12 protein-coding genes are annotated in these 14,753 nt (G+C 71.8%); 2 read left to right on the plus strand and 10 right to left on the minus strand.

Features of this window, described 5'->3' with window-relative positions:
• Positions 1-14: 14 nt before the first annotated feature.
• The 10 genes from ACH4SP_RS06815 to ACH4SP_RS06860 form a co-directional block, all read right to left on the minus strand.
• A complete protein-coding gene (locus ACH4SP_RS06815; RefSeq protein WP_398410515.1) occupies positions 15-986 on the minus strand; it encodes a class I SAM-dependent methyltransferase in 972 nt (323 codons plus the stop codon).
• Positions 987-1,038: 52 nt separating this feature from the next.
• Positions 1,039-3,144: an MMPL family transporter gene (locus ACH4SP_RS06820; protein ID WP_398410520.1), complete on the minus strand. Its 2,106-nt coding sequence runs from the start codon at positions 3,142-3,144 to the stop codon at positions 1,039-1,041.
• 75 nt (positions 3,145-3,219) lie between these two features.
• On the minus strand, positions 3,220-4,950 hold the full coding sequence (locus ACH4SP_RS06825) for an AMP-binding protein (RefSeq protein WP_398410523.1): 1,731 nt from the start codon (positions 4,948-4,950) through the stop codon (positions 3,220-3,222).
• Complete coding sequence (locus ACH4SP_RS06830) at positions 4,947-5,201, minus strand: phosphopantetheine-binding protein (RefSeq protein WP_398410526.1); 255 nt, start codon at positions 5,199-5,201, stop codon at positions 4,947-4,949. Before ACH4SP_RS06830 ends, ACH4SP_RS06825 begins: the two co-directional genes overlap by 4 nt.
• Positions 5,198-6,271: a 3-oxoacyl-[acyl-carrier-protein] synthase III C-terminal domain-containing protein gene (locus ACH4SP_RS06835; RefSeq protein WP_398410529.1), complete on the minus strand. Its 1,074-nt coding sequence runs from the start codon at positions 6,269-6,271 to the stop codon at positions 5,198-5,200. Before ACH4SP_RS06835 ends, ACH4SP_RS06830 begins: the two co-directional genes overlap by 4 nt.
• On the minus strand, positions 6,268-8,889 hold the full coding sequence (locus ACH4SP_RS06840) for an aminotransferase class III-fold pyridoxal phosphate-dependent enzyme (protein ID WP_398410532.1): 2,622 nt from the start codon (positions 8,887-8,889) through the stop codon (positions 6,268-6,270). Before ACH4SP_RS06840 ends, ACH4SP_RS06835 begins: the two co-directional genes overlap by 4 nt.
• Before the next feature lie 111 nt (positions 8,890-9,000).
• On the minus strand, positions 9,001-10,014 hold the full coding sequence (locus ACH4SP_RS06845; RefSeq protein WP_398410535.1) for an NAD-dependent epimerase/dehydratase family protein: 1,014 nt from the start codon (positions 10,012-10,014) through the stop codon (positions 9,001-9,003).
• Complete coding sequence (locus tag ACH4SP_RS06850) at positions 10,011-11,771, minus strand: amidohydrolase family protein (RefSeq protein WP_398410539.1); 1,761 nt, start codon at positions 11,769-11,771, stop codon at positions 10,011-10,013. The genes ACH4SP_RS06845 and ACH4SP_RS06850 overlap by 4 nt, the downstream gene beginning before the upstream one ends.
• Before the next feature lie 100 nt (positions 11,772-11,871).
• Entirely contained in the window at positions 11,872-12,000 is a 129-nt protein-coding gene (locus ACH4SP_RS06855; protein WP_398410542.1) for a hypothetical protein, read from the minus strand.
• Between the two features lie 134 nt (positions 12,001-12,134).
• Positions 12,135-13,379 (minus strand): MFS transporter, encoded by a 1,245-nt coding sequence (locus ACH4SP_RS06860; RefSeq protein WP_398410547.1) that lies wholly within the window; start codon positions 13,377-13,379, stop codon positions 12,135-12,137.
• 25 nt (positions 13,380-13,404) lie between these two features.
• Between ACH4SP_RS06860 and ACH4SP_RS06865 the strand changes: the two genes are divergently transcribed.
• Positions 13,405-13,863, plus strand: coding sequence for a helix-turn-helix domain-containing protein (locus tag ACH4SP_RS06865; protein ID WP_398410550.1), 459 nt, complete (start codon positions 13,405-13,407; stop codon positions 13,861-13,863).
• A gap of 346 nt (positions 13,864-14,209) precedes the next feature.
• Complete coding sequence (locus ACH4SP_RS06870; protein ID WP_398410554.1) at positions 14,210-14,728, plus strand: response regulator transcription factor; 519 nt, start codon at positions 14,210-14,212, stop codon at positions 14,726-14,728.
• The last annotated feature ends 25 nt before the right edge of the window (positions 14,729-14,753 follow it).

Below are 14,753 nucleotides of genomic sequence, written 5' to 3' on the forward strand. Positions count from 1 at the left end.
GCCTGTGGCCGTCGTCAGTTCCTCCCGGGCCGCTGCTGCAGGAACTTCGGCGTCGGCAGGGAGTCACGGCCGATGACGTTGTTCACCAGGAAGCGGCGGGCCGGGCCGACCGGGCGGGGCACCGGGCGGAAGGTCAGCCGGTGCAGATAGAACCAGCCCTCCTGGAAGACGCGTACGGCGGTCGTCATACAGGTCCTGAAGTCGTCCGCCCGGCGCTCCCCGACCAGCTCCACCGCACGGTCGTAGTCCGACTCCAGGTTGGCCAGCCAGCACTGCAGCGTACGGCCGTAGTGGTCGAAGTCGTTGCGCACCGCGACCAGGTCGAACAGGCCGTCGCTCGCCGCCTGCAGCTCGCCCAGGTAGGCGGGGTTGCACTCCGGGTACACCTGGCTCGCCAGATACAGGCCGCGCAGCAGCTCCGGGTCCATCGGGAAGCGGTGCCCCCAGGTGATCGTCTGCACGACGAGCCGACCCTCCGGCGCGAGCCAGTCGCGGGCGCGGGTGAAGAACTCCCGGTAGCCGCGGATCTTGGCCCGGCCGGACATCCCGGGACGGGCGAAGTGCTCCATCGCCTCCACGCAGATGATCGCGTCGTAGGGGTGGGCGGGGCGGTGGTCCGCCCAGTTCTCGCACCGTACGTCGACGCGCGGGATCGCCAGGTTCCGCGTCCAGGCGACCGCGGCCTCGCTCAGCGTGATCCCCATGACGGAGTCGACGTCGTACTCCTCGACCATCCGCCGCATCTCCCCGCCGTAGCCGCAGCCCACGTCGAGCACCCGGCTGCCCGGCCGCACGCCCGCCTGGCCGATGAGGTAGTCGGTCTTGCGGAGCTGGGCCTTCTCCAGCGTGTCGTCGTCGCCGTCCCACAGGGCGCTCGCGTACGCCAGGCTTGGGCCGAGCCAGATGCGGAAGAAGGCGTCGGAGACGTCGTAGTGCTTGGCCGCGGCCGTCCGGGAGACACCGCGGTAGCCGTTCGTACGGGACATGGTCCACCTCTCGATAAGGGTGCGGGGGAGGCCCGGCGGGGGCGCTGGAGGGTCACTCCCGCCACACGGCGGGCAGCCGCCGCTCCAGCCAGCCGGGCAGCCACCAGTTGGCGCGGCCCGCGACGGCCATCACCGCGGGCACGAGCAGCAGCCGTACGACGGTGGCGTCGAGCAGGATCGCGAAGGCCAGGCCGAAGCCGAACTGCTTGAGTTCCAGGACGCGGGCGAAGAGCAGGCTGCCGAAGACGATCACCATGATGGCGGCGGCCGTGGTGATCTGCAGGGCCGTGCGCGCAAGGCCGGCCGGGACGGCCTCCGTGTCGCTGCCGGTGCGTGACCGTTCCTCCATGATCCGGCTGACGAGGAAGATCTCGTAGTCCATGGAGAGCCCGAACAGCACCGCGAACAGGGCGACCGGGAGGTACGCCTGGAGCGTGCCCGAGCTGGTGAAGCCGAAGATCTGCTCGCCCCAGCCGAACTGGAAGACCGCGGTGGTCGCGCCGAGCGCGGCCGCCGTCGCCACCAGGTTCAGCAGTACCGCCTTGAGCGGTACGAGCACGCTGCGGAAGACCACCAGCAGATAGCAGAACGACAGCACGAGGATGACGAGCACGACCAGCGGCAGCTTGCCGGACGTCTCGTCGGCCAGGTCGACGTACTGCGCGCTGAGCCCGCCGACGCGCACCTGGGTGCCGGAATCGGCGAAGGCGTCCCGCACAGGCCCCGACCGCAGGTCGCGGACGAACGTGCTGGCCTCGGGGGAGTCGACGCGCTCCGTCGTCACGAGCTGCACGCTCGCGCAGTCCCCCGACCGCTCGATGGGCAGCAGCCGCGCGATCCGCTCGTGGTCCTCGACGTCGGCCGCCAGCTGCCGGACCCCCGAATCGGCGGTCGGCCCGCAGGCGACGACCTGCACCGGGCCCACCGCACCCGGACTGAAGGACGAGGCGACGATGCGCTGGCCCTGGCCCGACGGGGTGCCGGTCAGGGACTCAAGACCCCAGTCGACGCCCAGTCTGATCGAGGCCAGCGGGGTCGCGAGGAGCACCAGCAGGCAGAGTGCGGGAACGCCGAGCCGGTAGGGGTGGCGCAGCACCGTCGACGCCCAGCGCGTCCACCGGCCGTTGTCCTTCGTCGTCCGGAGCCGACCCGGCAGCCTGCCCCTGTTCACCCGCGGGCCCAGGACGGCGAGCAGCGCGGGGAGCGCGGTGAGCGAGGTGAACAGGCAGCACAGGACCATCAGCCCGGACGCCACCGCGATCTCCATGAAGATGTGGCCCCGGATCAGGACCATCGACCCGAGCGCGACGCCGACGATCAGACCCGCCGTCAGCACGGTCCGGCCCGAGGTGCGCAGCGCGACCGACACGGACGCGTCCACGGCCGCCCGGTCGTCCCCGCGCCGGGCCAGCTCCTCGCGGAACCGGCTGATCACGAACAGCGCGTAGTCGATGCCGATGCCGATCCCGATGACCGTCGCGACCACCGTCACGAACCGGTCCAGGCTCAGCGGCCCCGCGAGGAGTCCGAGCAGCGCCGTGCACACCAGCACCGCGCCCACCGCCATCACCACCGGCACCAGCGCCGCGACCAGCACGCCGAACGCGAGCAGCAGCGCGAGCAGCGCGATCGGGAGGCCGATGGCCTCGGCGACGGACTGGTCGCGCAGTTCGACGGCCGACAGGTCGTCGGTGAGCGCCGAAGGCCCGGTCAGATACGCCTCGACCGGCTGGCCCTCGGCCGCCTCCCGGATCCGCTGCTGCAGGTCCGCCGCCTGGTCGGAGCGGTCGGAGAGGCTGCCCGTCATCGGGAACGTCGCCACCGCGGCATGCCCGTCCGCCGAGATCTGCCCCTGCGTGCCGTACGGCCCGGTCGGCCGTGCCGTGTCCGCGGGCAGCGCGGCCAGCACGTGCGCGACCGACGCCCGGTACGCCGGGTCGTCGGCGGTCAGCCGCGCGGAGCGGAACACGACCACGCCGTGCTCCGCCCCCGAGTCCGGGAAGTGCTTCTCCATGAGCCGCTGCGCCTGCCCGGACTCCGAACTCTGGACCGTGTAGTCGGGGGCGGCCAGCCGTGACTCCACGCTCGGGTAGAACAGCGCCGACGCGACCAGCAGACAGAGCCAGACGGCCAGCACCGGAACGCGGTACCGGGCCATGAGAGCGCCCCAGCGGTGCAGGGGGGAGGGGCCACGGGGTGCGTCGGGCAAGGGAACTTACCTCTCTGGTGTGTGTCACTTCTGGTACGACGGCCTCGGTGGCGCCGTCGATTCGAGCAGGGGCCGTACCGTCCGCTCGGCCTTCAGACTCCCGTCGGCCAGCCGCTGCCGGGTGGTGTGGTAGCGCTTCTTGCCGCTGGTGGTCCGGGGTATGACCCGGCGGCGCGCGAACAGGACGAGGTCGACGGGCAGATCGAGCAGCCGCAGCGCCGCGGCCTGCTCGGGGGTCAACTCGCGGCCGGCGCCGTCGTGTTCGACGAGGGCGGTGATCTCGCTGGCCGGGTCGTGGATGTCGGCCTCCAGCACGATGATCTCGTGGGCGGGGTGGTCGAGGATGCGGGAGACCTGCTCCTCAAGCAGCGTGGCGAGGTGGTTGCGGCCCTGCCGGATGATGACGTGCTTGCGGCGCTCCAGGACGAACAGGTCGCCCCGGTGCAGGAAGCCCAGATCGCCGGTGTGCAGCAGTCCCGCGGGGAAGGGCTCGGGGGCGCCGGTCGCCGGGTCGAGAGAGCCGACGGACACGCTCGTCCCGCGCAGGGTGATCTCGCCGAGCACGCCCTCCTCCTCGATCAAGCGGCCCTCCTCGTCGACCAGCGCGGCCGTCAGCCCGTTCAGCGCCCGCCCCACGGAGAACACCGGGATGCCCCGGTCCCCCCGGTCGCCCCGGACATCGGGTGGCCCCTCGCCGAGCAGGCCCTCGCCCAGCAGCCGCAGGGACGCCCCGCTCTCCAGGCCGACGGGGTCGACGACCACATAGCGCGGGGTCTCGCCCGGCACCCACATGGAGCTGGCCAGCGTCGACTCGGCCATGCCGTAGCTGCAGATCAGGCTGGAGGCGTCGAGGCCGTAGGGGCCGTAGGTGCGGTGGAAGCCGGCCATGGTCGCCAGCCGGATCGGCTCCGCGCCGATCACCGCGCACCGCAGCGCCGACAGGTCGACGCCCTCCAGTTCGCGGGTGTCGACGGCCCGGTGGGCGTGGTCGTAGCCGAAGTTGGGTGCGGCGGTGATCGTGCCCCGGTAGTGGCTGAGCGTCTGCGCCCACAGCTGCGGGCGCATGATGAAGTCGGTGGGCTTCATCATGTACAGCGGCCAGGCGTGGAAGAAGCTCAGCAGCCCCATCCCCACCAGACCCATGTCGTGGAAGAGCGGCAGCCAGGACACCACCCGGTCGTCGCGGCCCGCGTGCAGCGAGACGTACAGCGCGCGCAGATTGGCGCAGACGTTGGCGTGCGAGACGGCCAGCAGTTTGGGGTCGCCGGTGGAGGCGCTGGTCGCCTGCAGGAAGGCGACCTCGTCACCGCCGGGACCGGGCGTCGCGGGGAGGTCGTCGAGGGCTTCGTACCCCTCGGCCTCGCGCGGCAGCGTCACCACAGGGCCGGGGAACGACGTCTCGGTCAGGCCCTTCTGGAGTGCGAGGACCGCCCCGCCCGGCGGGAACAGCGCCAGCGTCCGCTCGACGTGGAGCCGGAACGCCTCCTCGCCGCCGAGCGCGCGCGGCGACGGCAGCACCAGCGGCCGCCCGCCCGCCCACAGGGCGGCGAAGAACGCCTGCAGCGTGGGCAGTTGATCGTCGGCCGCGATCACCACCACCCGGTCGGGGGGCAGTCGGCGGCCGAGCAGGGCGCTGGTGCGCAGGAACCTGTCGTACGACAGGAACACCTCCGGCCTGCCGGGGGTCAGGAAGTGTACGCCGTTGCGGGGATCGGCCTCCCGCACGGCGTCGCGTACGGCGTCCAGGAAGTTCATGCCGCACCTGCCAGCCGTCGTTCGACCAGCGTCACCAGGCCCAGTGGGGACACGGCGAGCAGCGAGTCGCTGTCGTCGAAGGGCACGCCGTACAGCTCGGCGAGCTTGAGGCCGAGGCGCAGCTGGCTCAGCGAGTTCAGCCCGTAGGCATGGAAGGGCGTCTCGTCGAGCCGGAGCACCGAGGCGTCGATGTCGTCGTCCACGGCGGAGACGGTCTCGACGAGACTCTCGAAGATCATGTTCTTGGTCATGCCGCGTCCTTTCGCGGTCCGTGGAAGACGAAGCCGGCCAGCGCCGTGGTGATCCCGGCGGAGGCGACCATGAGCAGCACCCGGTCGCCCTCCGCCAGCTCGCCGTCGCGCACCGCCTCGGACATGCTGACCGGTATCGCCGCCGCGACCGTGTTGGCGTGCCGGGCATGGTGGAAGCGGTACTTCGCGGCGTCGATGCCGCACTCCGCCACGACGTGCCGGCTCGCCCCGTCGCTCGCGGAGTGCCCGAAGACCAGATCGGCCTTGAACTCCTCGAACCGGGGCTCCTCCCGGTAGTGCTCGATCAGCTTGCGGGTGCCGAACTCCATCAGGCTCAGCCCGAACGACACGAACTGCAGCGGCCGCGGCTCGCCCGCCGCCGCGGGCTTCTTGGCGAAGTAGGCGTCGAAGCCGGGCAGCGGTACGAAGCACAGGTCGCGCGCCTCGCCGTGGGTACGGAAGTCCGCGTCGAAGCCGTCGTCCTCGCCCGGTGGCTGCGCGGTGACGATGGTGGCGGTGGCTGCCTCGCCCAGGGTCACCGTCGGATGCCAGTGCGCGAACTCCGCGAGCGAGCGCAGTTCGTAGCGGTAGACGTCGGCCGCCCCGAACTCCGCGTTCACGATCATGATGGTGCGGTAGCGGCCGGTGCGCAGGAAGGCGTCCGCGACCTGCAGGGCGCGCACCCAGCTCGCGCACGCTTCCAGCACGTCGAAGGCGCTGGCCCGGCGGAGGCCCAGCAGGTCCTGGAAGGTGGTCGCCGTGGCAGGCTCGATCACGCCCCTGCCGATCCCCGCGTACAGCAGCAGATCGATGTCCAGGGGGTCCAGGCCCGCCGACGCGAGCGCCCGCCGCCCGGCGTCCGCGGCCAGCGCGCTCGGTGTCTCGCCCGGGGCCCGGTGGCGGCGCACGGTGGTGCCGCTGGAGGCGAAGCACGCCTCGACCAGCCCCTCGACGGTGGTCAGTTCGGACGGGGACAGATGGGGGGCGCTGGACTCCCGCACCCGCGCCTGCACCTCCTCGTTGGTGACCTCGCGGGTCGGAAAGCTGTGTTCGATCGCCAGGAATTTCACTCGATTCCCCCTGAGTTCTGATGCGCATCGAAAAAACCGGTCGACAGCATGTCGCGCATGCTCTTTCCGAACGCCACCGAGACCTGTTCCAGATCGCCGTCGGAGTGCGCGGCGCTCAGCAGCATCGTGTGCAGCTCCGGCAGGAAGACCCCGTACCGGCGCATGTGGTAGGCGAGCGCCAGTGTGGCGGTGACGTCCAGGCCCGCCAGCCGGTCGCGGACCCGGTGCGGCGCGGAGTGGTCGAAGGCGATCGAGAAGATCGAGTCCCGGCCCCGCACGGCGCACGGCACCCCGCAGTCGGCGGCCTGCGCGGCGAGGTCGGCGACCAGCCACGCGGTCCGCTCGCGCAGCCGGAGGTAGATCTCCGGGTGGTCGCGCAGCTCGCGCAGGGCCGCCGCGCCCGCGGCCGAGGTCACCGAGTTGCCGCTCATCGTGCCGCCCGCGAACGCCCGGCTGTCGACGTCCCGGAACGGGTCCCCGCTGGTACGCACGGTGTCGACCAGCTCCGCCCGGCCCACCACGGCCCCGGCCGGCAGCCCGCCGCCGATGATCTTGCCGAGGCAGGTCAGGTCGGGCCGCACCCCGGCGAGGTGCTGCACCCCGCCGTAGTGCACCCGGAACCCGGTCACCACCTCGTCGTGGACGACCAGGACGCCGTGGGCCGCGCACACCCGGGCCAGCTCCCGCAGGAAGTCCGCGTCGAAGTCGCCCAGCGCGGACGGCATCGGCTCGACGATCACGCACGCGAGGGTCTCGCCGTGCTCCTCGATCCGGCGCAGCGAGGCCGCCTCGCCGTACTGCAGGACGAGCGTGGAGTCGACCACCGACTGCTGCATTCCGGCGCAGTTGCCGACCGGCTCGGGGGCCTCGGCCTCGCCGCGGTAGCGGAACCAGGAGCTGACCAGGCCCTGGTCGGAGTACCCGTGGTAGTGCCCCTCGAACTTGGCGACCCGCTGCCTGCCGGTGTACGCGCGGGCGATCCGCAGGGCGATCTGCACGGCCTCGGTGCCCGAATTGCTCAGCACCGCCTTGTGGTTGGTGCCGAAGGCCCCCGAGATCAGAGCGGCCAGCTCCACCTCCTCCGGGTTGCCGATCGCGTTGACCGCGCCCCGGGCCGCCGCCTCCTGGATCGCCGTCACCACCGCCGGGTGCGCGTAGCCGAGGATGTGCGGCCCGTACCCGCCGGACAGGTCGACGTACTCGTTGCCGTCCAGGTCCCGCAGCCGCGAACCGCGCGCCCCGGCGACCGCCAGCGGGAACGGGCTCGGCAGCACGAACCGGTCGAAGTGCGTGGGCGCGACCAGATGCCGCGCGGCCTCCTCCCGCAGGGCCGCCGTGCGCGGGGACCGCTCGGCGATCTCGGCGCGGAAGGCTTCCCGCAGGTCTTCGTTGAGGTACGGGGAGAACCGGCCGGTGAAGCGCCGGGTCGTCGCCCACAGGTCGATCTCCGGGTCGACCGCCGAGATGAAGCCCTCGCCGGTCAGCAGCGACAGCGCGAGCACCGAGAACGTCGTCGTGATCCGGGTGCCGTGCCGGCCGAGCAGCCGGATCGCGTCGTCGAGGAACGCCAGCGTCGACCAGCGCGACGACTCCTCCTCGAAGTGCCGCCGCAGCACCTCGCCGAGCTGCTCCTCGTACGAGACCTGCCCGAGCACCGCCTCCGGGTGCACCGCGAACGCCCGGGTGAAGCGCCGCGCGGCCAGTTCCCACTCGCCGCGCATGCACGCGTAGTAGAAGGACGCGAGATCCCACTTGTCGTCCTCGGACAGCCGCCCGACAAGACCGAAGTCGATGAGGGTGACCCGGCCGTCCGTACCGAAGATGATGTTGCCGGGGTGCGGGTCCACATGGAAGACGCCGTGGAAGTAGACCATGCAGTAGAAGGCGTCCTGGAGGCGCGCCGCCAGCTCCGGCCGCCCCAGCGCCACCGATTCGACCCGGTCGCCGGGCACGCCGTCGACGTACTCCATGATCAGCAGGTCGGGGCCGTACGACTGCTCGTGCACCCACGGCACCCGTACGAACGGGTGGTTGCGGAAGTTCTCGCCGATCTCCCGCTGCCGGGCGGCCTCTTCGAGCAGGTCGCACTGTCCGACCAGCAGCGGACGCAGCTCGCCGAAGTGCCCGGACAGGTCGTAGCCGCGCAGCCGGGGCAGCAGGTGCGCGGCGGCGGCCAGCCGGCCGATCACCGCCGAGCCCGCCTCAAGCCGCCCGCGCACGCCCGCCTTCACGACCTTCACCGCGACGGCCCGCCCGTCCAGCACGGCCCGGTGCACCTGCGCCACCGAACCGGCGGCGACCGGGGTGCGCTCGAAGGAGTCGAACACCTCCTCGGGCGGCCGCCCCAGCGCCCGCCGCAGCACCTTCTCCAGCGCCGCGTCCGGCATCGGCGGCAGCTGCGCGAAGAACTCCCGGAACTGCTCGGTCACTTGACGCGGCAGCAGCCCCGACTGGGTGCCGAGCACCTGCCCGGCCTTGATGTACAGCGGCCCCATTCGCAGCAGATACCGCCGCAGCAGCCGCGCGGCCCGCACTCTGTCCCGCCGACCGAGCCCGAACCCCACCACGAGCACGGCCGTCCACCAGGCCACACGGAAGCTCTCCAGGACAGCCTTCACCGGTCCTCCTCCTTGGCTTCGGTCACTGCGGGGTCGGGTACTGCGGGGGCGGTCACTGCGGGGTTGTGTACTGCGGGTCGGGGTCTGCGGGGTCGGGTACCGCGGGGTCGGTCACTCCGGGGTCGGGGCACGTTCCGCCGGGACTGCGAGGGACGCGGCGCGCAGCCGCAGCAGCCCCTCGTCCGTGCCGACCCGGGGCACATAGCCGAGGTCGCGTCCGGCGGCCGTGATGTCGAACCAGTGGGCCGTGGTGAGCTGGTCGACCAGGAAGCGGGTCAGCGGCGGCTCGCCCGTCCGCAGGGTCCGCGCCCCGTACTCCAGGGCGGCGGCCAGCGGGCGGGCCGCCCACTCGGGCAGTTCGCGGGTCACGGGACCGGTCCCGGCGGCCCACAGCAGCTGGTCGATGGTCTCGCCGACCGGGCGGGGGTCGCCCTGGGTGATGAAGTACGCCCGCCCGGCCGGGGGAGCGCCGGGCGCGAGCCGGTCCAGGGCGAGCAGATGGGCCTCGGCCGCGTTGTCGACGTAGACCGTGTCGATCCGCTTCGTCGCGCTGCCGATCCGCCGCAGCCGGCCGCGCCGCGCCCGCTCGGCCAGCCGGGGCACGAAGTGCGGGTCGCCCGGCCCCCACACGATGTGCGGGCGCAGCGCGACCGTGGCCAGCCGCGCGGAGTCCGCGCCCAGCACCAGCCGTTCGGCGAGCGCCTTGCTGTGCGGGTAGGGGGCGAGGAACCGGGTCGCGTACGGCAGCGACTCGTCGGCGCCCTCCAGGTCGCCGCCCGTGTGCACCACCGAAGGGCTGGAGCAGTGGACCAGGCGTGCGACGCCCCGGGAGCGGCAGGCGGCGAGCACGTGCGCGGTGCCGGTGACGTTGATGTCGTAGTAGTCCCTGGCCGGGCCCCAGGTCCCGGCCAGCGCGGCACAGTGGATCACGGCGTCCCGGCCCGCCACGGCCCGCGCGACGGCGTCCGCGTCGCGCAGATCGCCGAGGTGCTGCTCCACGCCGAGCTTCTCCAGCGTGGGCTGCGGGCGGCGCTGGAAGGAGCGCACGCTGTCGCCGCGCGCGGCGAGCTGTGCGCACACCGCCCCGCCCAGGAAGCCGCCCCCGCCGGTCACCAGTACCCTCATCGCGCGCCCTCGCCGTGCCGAAGGAACCGTCCGGTGCCCCGGGTGGTGCCGTACCCGGGTGCGAACTCCCCTTTCTCGAAGACCACTTCACCGGCCACGCAGACCGCGTCGACGGCGGCGTCGTTGCGGTTGACCATGCGGGGCAGCCCGCCGTACGCCACCATCGGCACCTCGTGATAGGCGGCCAGCTCGTCGTCGAGGCCTGCCGGGTCGACAACGGCCAGGTCGGCCCGGTCCCCCTCGCGCAAGGTGCCCGCGGGCAGGCCGAACCAGGCGGCGAGCTCCCCGGTCAGCCGGTGCACGGCCGCCTCCAGGGAGAGGATCGGACGGCCCGCAAGCTCGGCGTCCCGCACCCGCTTCAGCAGCCGCAGCGGCGCGTTGTAGAACGCCATGTTCCGCAGGTGGGCGCCGGAGTCGGCGAACCCGAACTGCACGACGGGGCTGGCCGCCAGCCGGTCCAGGACGGCCGGGCGGTGGTTGGCGAGCGTGGTCCTCCAGCGCAGCCGGGTGCCGTGTGCGGCGACCAGGTCGAGGAAGGTGTCCACCGCGTGCTGTCCGCGCTCGTCCGCGACCGCGCCGAAGCTGCGGCCAGCCAGGCCCGGTTCGGGGCAGGAGACGATCTCGGCGTCGTACAGGTCGCGGTGCCAGGCGCGCGGCGGCAGGGGACGCCGGTACTCGCGCCGGAACCGCCTGCGGAAGCCGTCGTCGAGGAGCAGCGCACGCCGCTCGGCCTCGGTGCGCAGGTGCAGCGCGGCGGCGGTCGCGCCGAACTCCTCGAACACCACCAGGTCGATCCCGTCGGAGTACAGCTCGAACGGCACCGGCAGGTGCTGCCAGCGCAGATCCGTACCGAGCAGCCTGCTCGCGGCGGCGGTGGAGCGGGTCAGGGCGGCGGCGAGGCCGGGGGCCGCCTTCGGGTCGATCGCGGTCAACAGGGTCGTTCTGAGCGCGGGCCTGGCCCGGCCGGCCCCGGCGGCGAGGAACAGCAGCGTGTTCAGCGGCATCGCGGGGTTCGGGGCGCTCTGCAGGATGCCGCCGGTGCGGCGCAGCGTGCGGTGCAGCCGCCGGTACTCGCCCCACGAGGCGTAGGTCGAGGGCAGCCGGGCCGAGCGGTAGCGGTCCCCGGCGAGCCGCGAGAAGGGGCTCGTCATGGTGGAGAGACCGACAAGCCCCGCCGCACGTGCCGCGGACAACAGCTCCTCCATCCGGCGCAGTTCCCGCTCGGTGGGCCGCTCCTTCGCGTCGACGGACCGGCCGAGCCCCATCACGTGCGCCCGCAGGTCGGAGTGGCCGAGGAAGGCCGCCACGTTCGGGCCGAGCGGCCGCTTCTCCAGCGCGGCGACGTAGCTCTCGGCCGAGTCCCACGAGCGGTGCGCGCTCAGCGCGTCGAGGATGCAGTCGTACGGCACGGCCTCGACGCGCGCGAAGAGGTCGGCGCAGTCCAACGGGGTCGCGTGGACGGTGGAGAGGGAGCAGTTGCCCATCACCACCGTGGTGACGCCGTGCCGCACCGACTCGCGCAGCCCCGGGTCGAGCAGGACCTCGGCGTCGTAGTGGGTGTGGATGTCGAGAAGGCCGGGCAGCACCCAGCGCTCCCGGGCGTCGATCGTCCGTCCGCCCTCCCTCGCGTACAGCGGGCGGGCCGAGACGGCGGTCAGCACACCGTCGCTGATGCCCAGATCCCGTACGGCGGACGCCGCCCCGGTGCCGTCGAACCAGCGTCCGCCGCGTACGACCACGTCGAATGGCTTGGGCATGACCCTCCAGCTCGCTTCTCCGGCGCCTTCTTTTCTCCGGCGGCAAAGGGTGCGGCCCGCGGCGGATGCCGCGGACCGCTGAACGGCGTACGACTTGTGGCTACTCGAAGTCGACGTCGGAGATGTCCAGCGAGCTGCTCGAAGAGCTGCTGCTACATCCCTCGTCCATACCGATCTCTTCGAGACTGGAAACCTGCTCGTCGACGACCGTGATCTCGATGTCGAACATCTTTTTCTCCCCTCGTTCGCTGGGTGCACTGGCCCGAACGACATTACGAGAGTCGGGAGAGTGTAGACCATCACGGAATTCCGTAGTTTTAGCCTCCGAGAAATTGTTCGACCGGGCCCCGGCGGTCGAAAGGATCAAACGGACTTCTCTGATTCGGCCGGTGTTTCCGCGCCGTTCGGCGTGGATTTCGGGCGGCTCCGGTTCTGCAACAGGCGCCAGTTCTGTATCAGGAGTACGACGGCGACCAGCACGGCAACACCCGCCGCCACTCGGGCGGCCCCGGTGAAGCCGAGACCCTGCATGGCCCAGCCGGCACCGAGCGGGGCGATCGTGAGCCCTCCCGTGTAGGCGAGGGTGTAGAGGGCGTACACCGAGCCGTAGGCCGGCGGCTGCTTCGCCTCGGCGATCTCGGACATGACGGTGACGGTCGGGGTGAGGACGAACGAGGCGCCGATGGTCACCACGGCGAGCGCGGCGGCGGTCGCGATCACGCCGTCCACGGCGCCGACGGCGATCATCGCGACGGCGGCCACCACACAGCCGCCCGCGGCGACCGGGCCGGGCGAGACCTTGCGCAGCAGGATCCCCGCGACCGGCGGGGCGAGCGCGGCGGCGACCCCGGCCGCGCCGAAGACCAGACCGACCGCACCGACACCTGCATTCTCCGTAGTGAACAGATGCAGCGGCAGGATGGGCTCCAGGAACGCCAGCAGTGCGGCGCCCACCGCCGTCAGCAGCGCCACCAGGACCAGGCCGCTGCGGCCGCGGATCTCCGCGAGCGTGCCGCGCGCCTCGGGGACCGCGCCCTCGTGCGGTACGAGGTACCAGCGGGCCACGCCGTCGGCGACGGCCAGGACGGTGGCGAGCAGGAAGGGTGCGCGCGGGTCGAGCCAGCTGGTCAGCAGTCCGCCCAGGGGCGGCCCGACCAGGGTGCCGACCGCGAACGAGGACAGGGCTATGCCCATGGCCTTGCCGCGCTCCCGCGGTGCGTGGGTGGCCGCGATCAGGGCCAGGCTGGCCGTCCACACCACGCCGGCGGCGGCGCCCTGCAGTGCTCGCGCCACCAGTAGCGGGGTCGTGTCGTGGGAGAAGGCGAACAGCAGGGTGGAGACGACCAGGCCGATCACCCCCGCCAGCAGGGGCTGGCGGTTGCCCCTGCGGTCCACCCAGCGCCCGACCAGGGGCGTGACGGCCACGAGTGCGGCTGCGTAGACGGCGAACAGGACGCCGACGTCGACGGGCCGGGCGCCGTTCTCGGAGGTGAGTTTCGGAAGTAAGGGCACGGCCATGCCGTACACGAGTGCGTCGGTGGCCAGTGCCAGGGATGCGACGGTGAGCGCCGCCGTGCTGCGGGTTGCCTTCGGATGCTTGTGCTCCATAGTGAACCTGACTACCATAGTGAATGTGACCAAGCAACAGATTCCACGGCCGACCCAGCTCATGGGAGACCGGATGAGAGCGGCGCGCGAGGCGCAGAGCCGGTCGACGCAGTCGGCGGCGGCAGAGGCCGAGATCTCCTCCGGCTATCTCTTCAAGCTGGAGAGCGGCTATGTCGGCACCCCCTCGCCGCGCGTGCTGCACCGGCTGGCCCAGGTGCTCGGCCTCGACTACTGGGAACTGATGGGCCTCGCGGGATACGTGGTGCCCAACGGGGTGGGCGCATCCGTCGACGCGCAGGTGGAGGCGGACTCCCGGCCCTCAGGACCACCCCGGTCCGCCCGGTCCGCCGAGTCCTCCGGGCCCCCCGCGCCGGACGATCTCGGCCGTATCGCCGACGCGCTGGAAGGCATCCGCGACGAGCTGGGCATGATCAGACAGGTCCTGTCGATGGGGGAAACCGCATCGCGCGACGGGAATCCATGACCGGAGATCCCGGGGCCCCACGGATTTCCTTAGGGCGGATCCACCGGAAATCCGAGCACAAGGAAGAGAAAACCGGCCATCGAGCGACTGCGGCAAGCTTGACAGTTGCCCCGCTTCGCATGTTTACATGTCCCATGCATATGCACGACTATGATCCCCATTTGTTTTCCGCCTCGGCCCCCACATTCCTGTATCGGAAGGAATCATGGCCTTCGAATTGTCTTCGCCGAATTGCGTGACGACGGACAGAGACGAATGTGCGGTGATACTCGTAGGTTGGTGGAGGGCGGTCGAGAGATTCCCTTCGGGTGCCCTCCTGCATGAAAAGATGGAGATCCATCAGTGCATGGATTCCGATCTGCTGGCCGCCACCGTCCATTCCGTCCAGGCCGAATGGATGCTGGTGGGTGAACAGATCGACGACAGCGAGATCCACCGCGCCTTCTCCCGGGCGAAAGCGGTCCGGGAGGACCTGAAGCTGGCGATCCTCGGCCCCCGCCGCGACTGGCGCCGCTGCGAGCGCTGGCAGCGGCGCGGCTGCCGGGTCTACCTGGAGGACACCGCCGACCTGCACCGCACGGCCGAGGCGATCCGCATCGCCCACGAACTCGGGGTCAACGTCACCGACCGCAGCTTCTTCCAGCTGCTCCAGGAGCGCTCCACCGGCCCCACCCCGCACCTCACCCGGCGCGAGCACGAAGTCCTCGACCTGCTCCGGCGCGGCATGCGCAACCAGGACATCGCCCACGCCCTGCACGTCACCGAGAACACCGTCGAGTACCACGTGCGCCACCTGCTGTCGAAGTTCGGTGCCCGCAGCAGACTGGAAGCGGTCGAACGCGCCTCCGCGTTCGGACTCGTCTGACCGCGGCAGGGCCGCACGGCCCCGC

It is taken from the genome of Streptomyces sp. NPDC021093 (assembly GCF_044333135.1).
Classification (GTDB): Bacteria; Actinomycetota; Actinomycetes; order Streptomycetales; family Streptomycetaceae; genus Streptomyces.

What these genes read in the sequence shown, in the direction of transcription:
- ACH4SP_RS06815 (WP_398410515.1), bottom strand. Translation starts at nt 986, where the DNA reads ATGTCCCGTACGAACGGCTACCGCGGTGTCTCCCGGACGGCCGCGGCC.
- ACH4SP_RS06820 (WP_398410520.1), bottom strand. Translation starts at nt 3,144, where the DNA reads ATGGCCCGGTACCGCGTTCCGGTGCTGGCCGTCTGGCTCTGTCTGCTG.
- ACH4SP_RS06825 (WP_398410523.1), bottom strand. Translation starts at nt 4,950, where the DNA reads ATGAACTTCCTGGACGCCGTACGCGACGCCGTGCGGGAGGCCGATCCC.
- ACH4SP_RS06830 (WP_398410526.1), bottom strand. Translation starts at nt 5,201, where the DNA reads ATGACCAAGAACATGATCTTCGAGAGTCTCGTCGAGACCGTCTCCGCC.
- ACH4SP_RS06845 (WP_398410535.1), bottom strand. Translation starts at nt 10,014, where the DNA reads ATGAGGGTACTGGTGACCGGCGGGGGCGGCTTCCTGGGCGGGGCGGTG.
- ACH4SP_RS06850 (WP_398410539.1), bottom strand. Translation starts at nt 11,771, where the DNA reads ATGCCCAAGCCATTCGACGTGGTCGTACGCGGCGGACGCTGGTTCGAC.
- ACH4SP_RS06855 (WP_398410542.1), bottom strand. Translation starts at nt 12,000, where the DNA reads ATGTTCGACATCGAGATCACGGTCGTCGACGAGCAGGTTTCCAGTCTC.
- ACH4SP_RS06860 (WP_398410547.1), bottom strand. Translation starts at nt 13,379, where the DNA reads ATGGAGCACAAGCATCCGAAGGCAACCCGCAGCACGGCGGCGCTCACC.
- ACH4SP_RS06870 (WP_398410554.1), top strand. Translation starts at nt 14,210, where the DNA reads ATGGATTCCGATCTGCTGGCCGCCACCGTCCATTCCGTCCAGGCCGAA.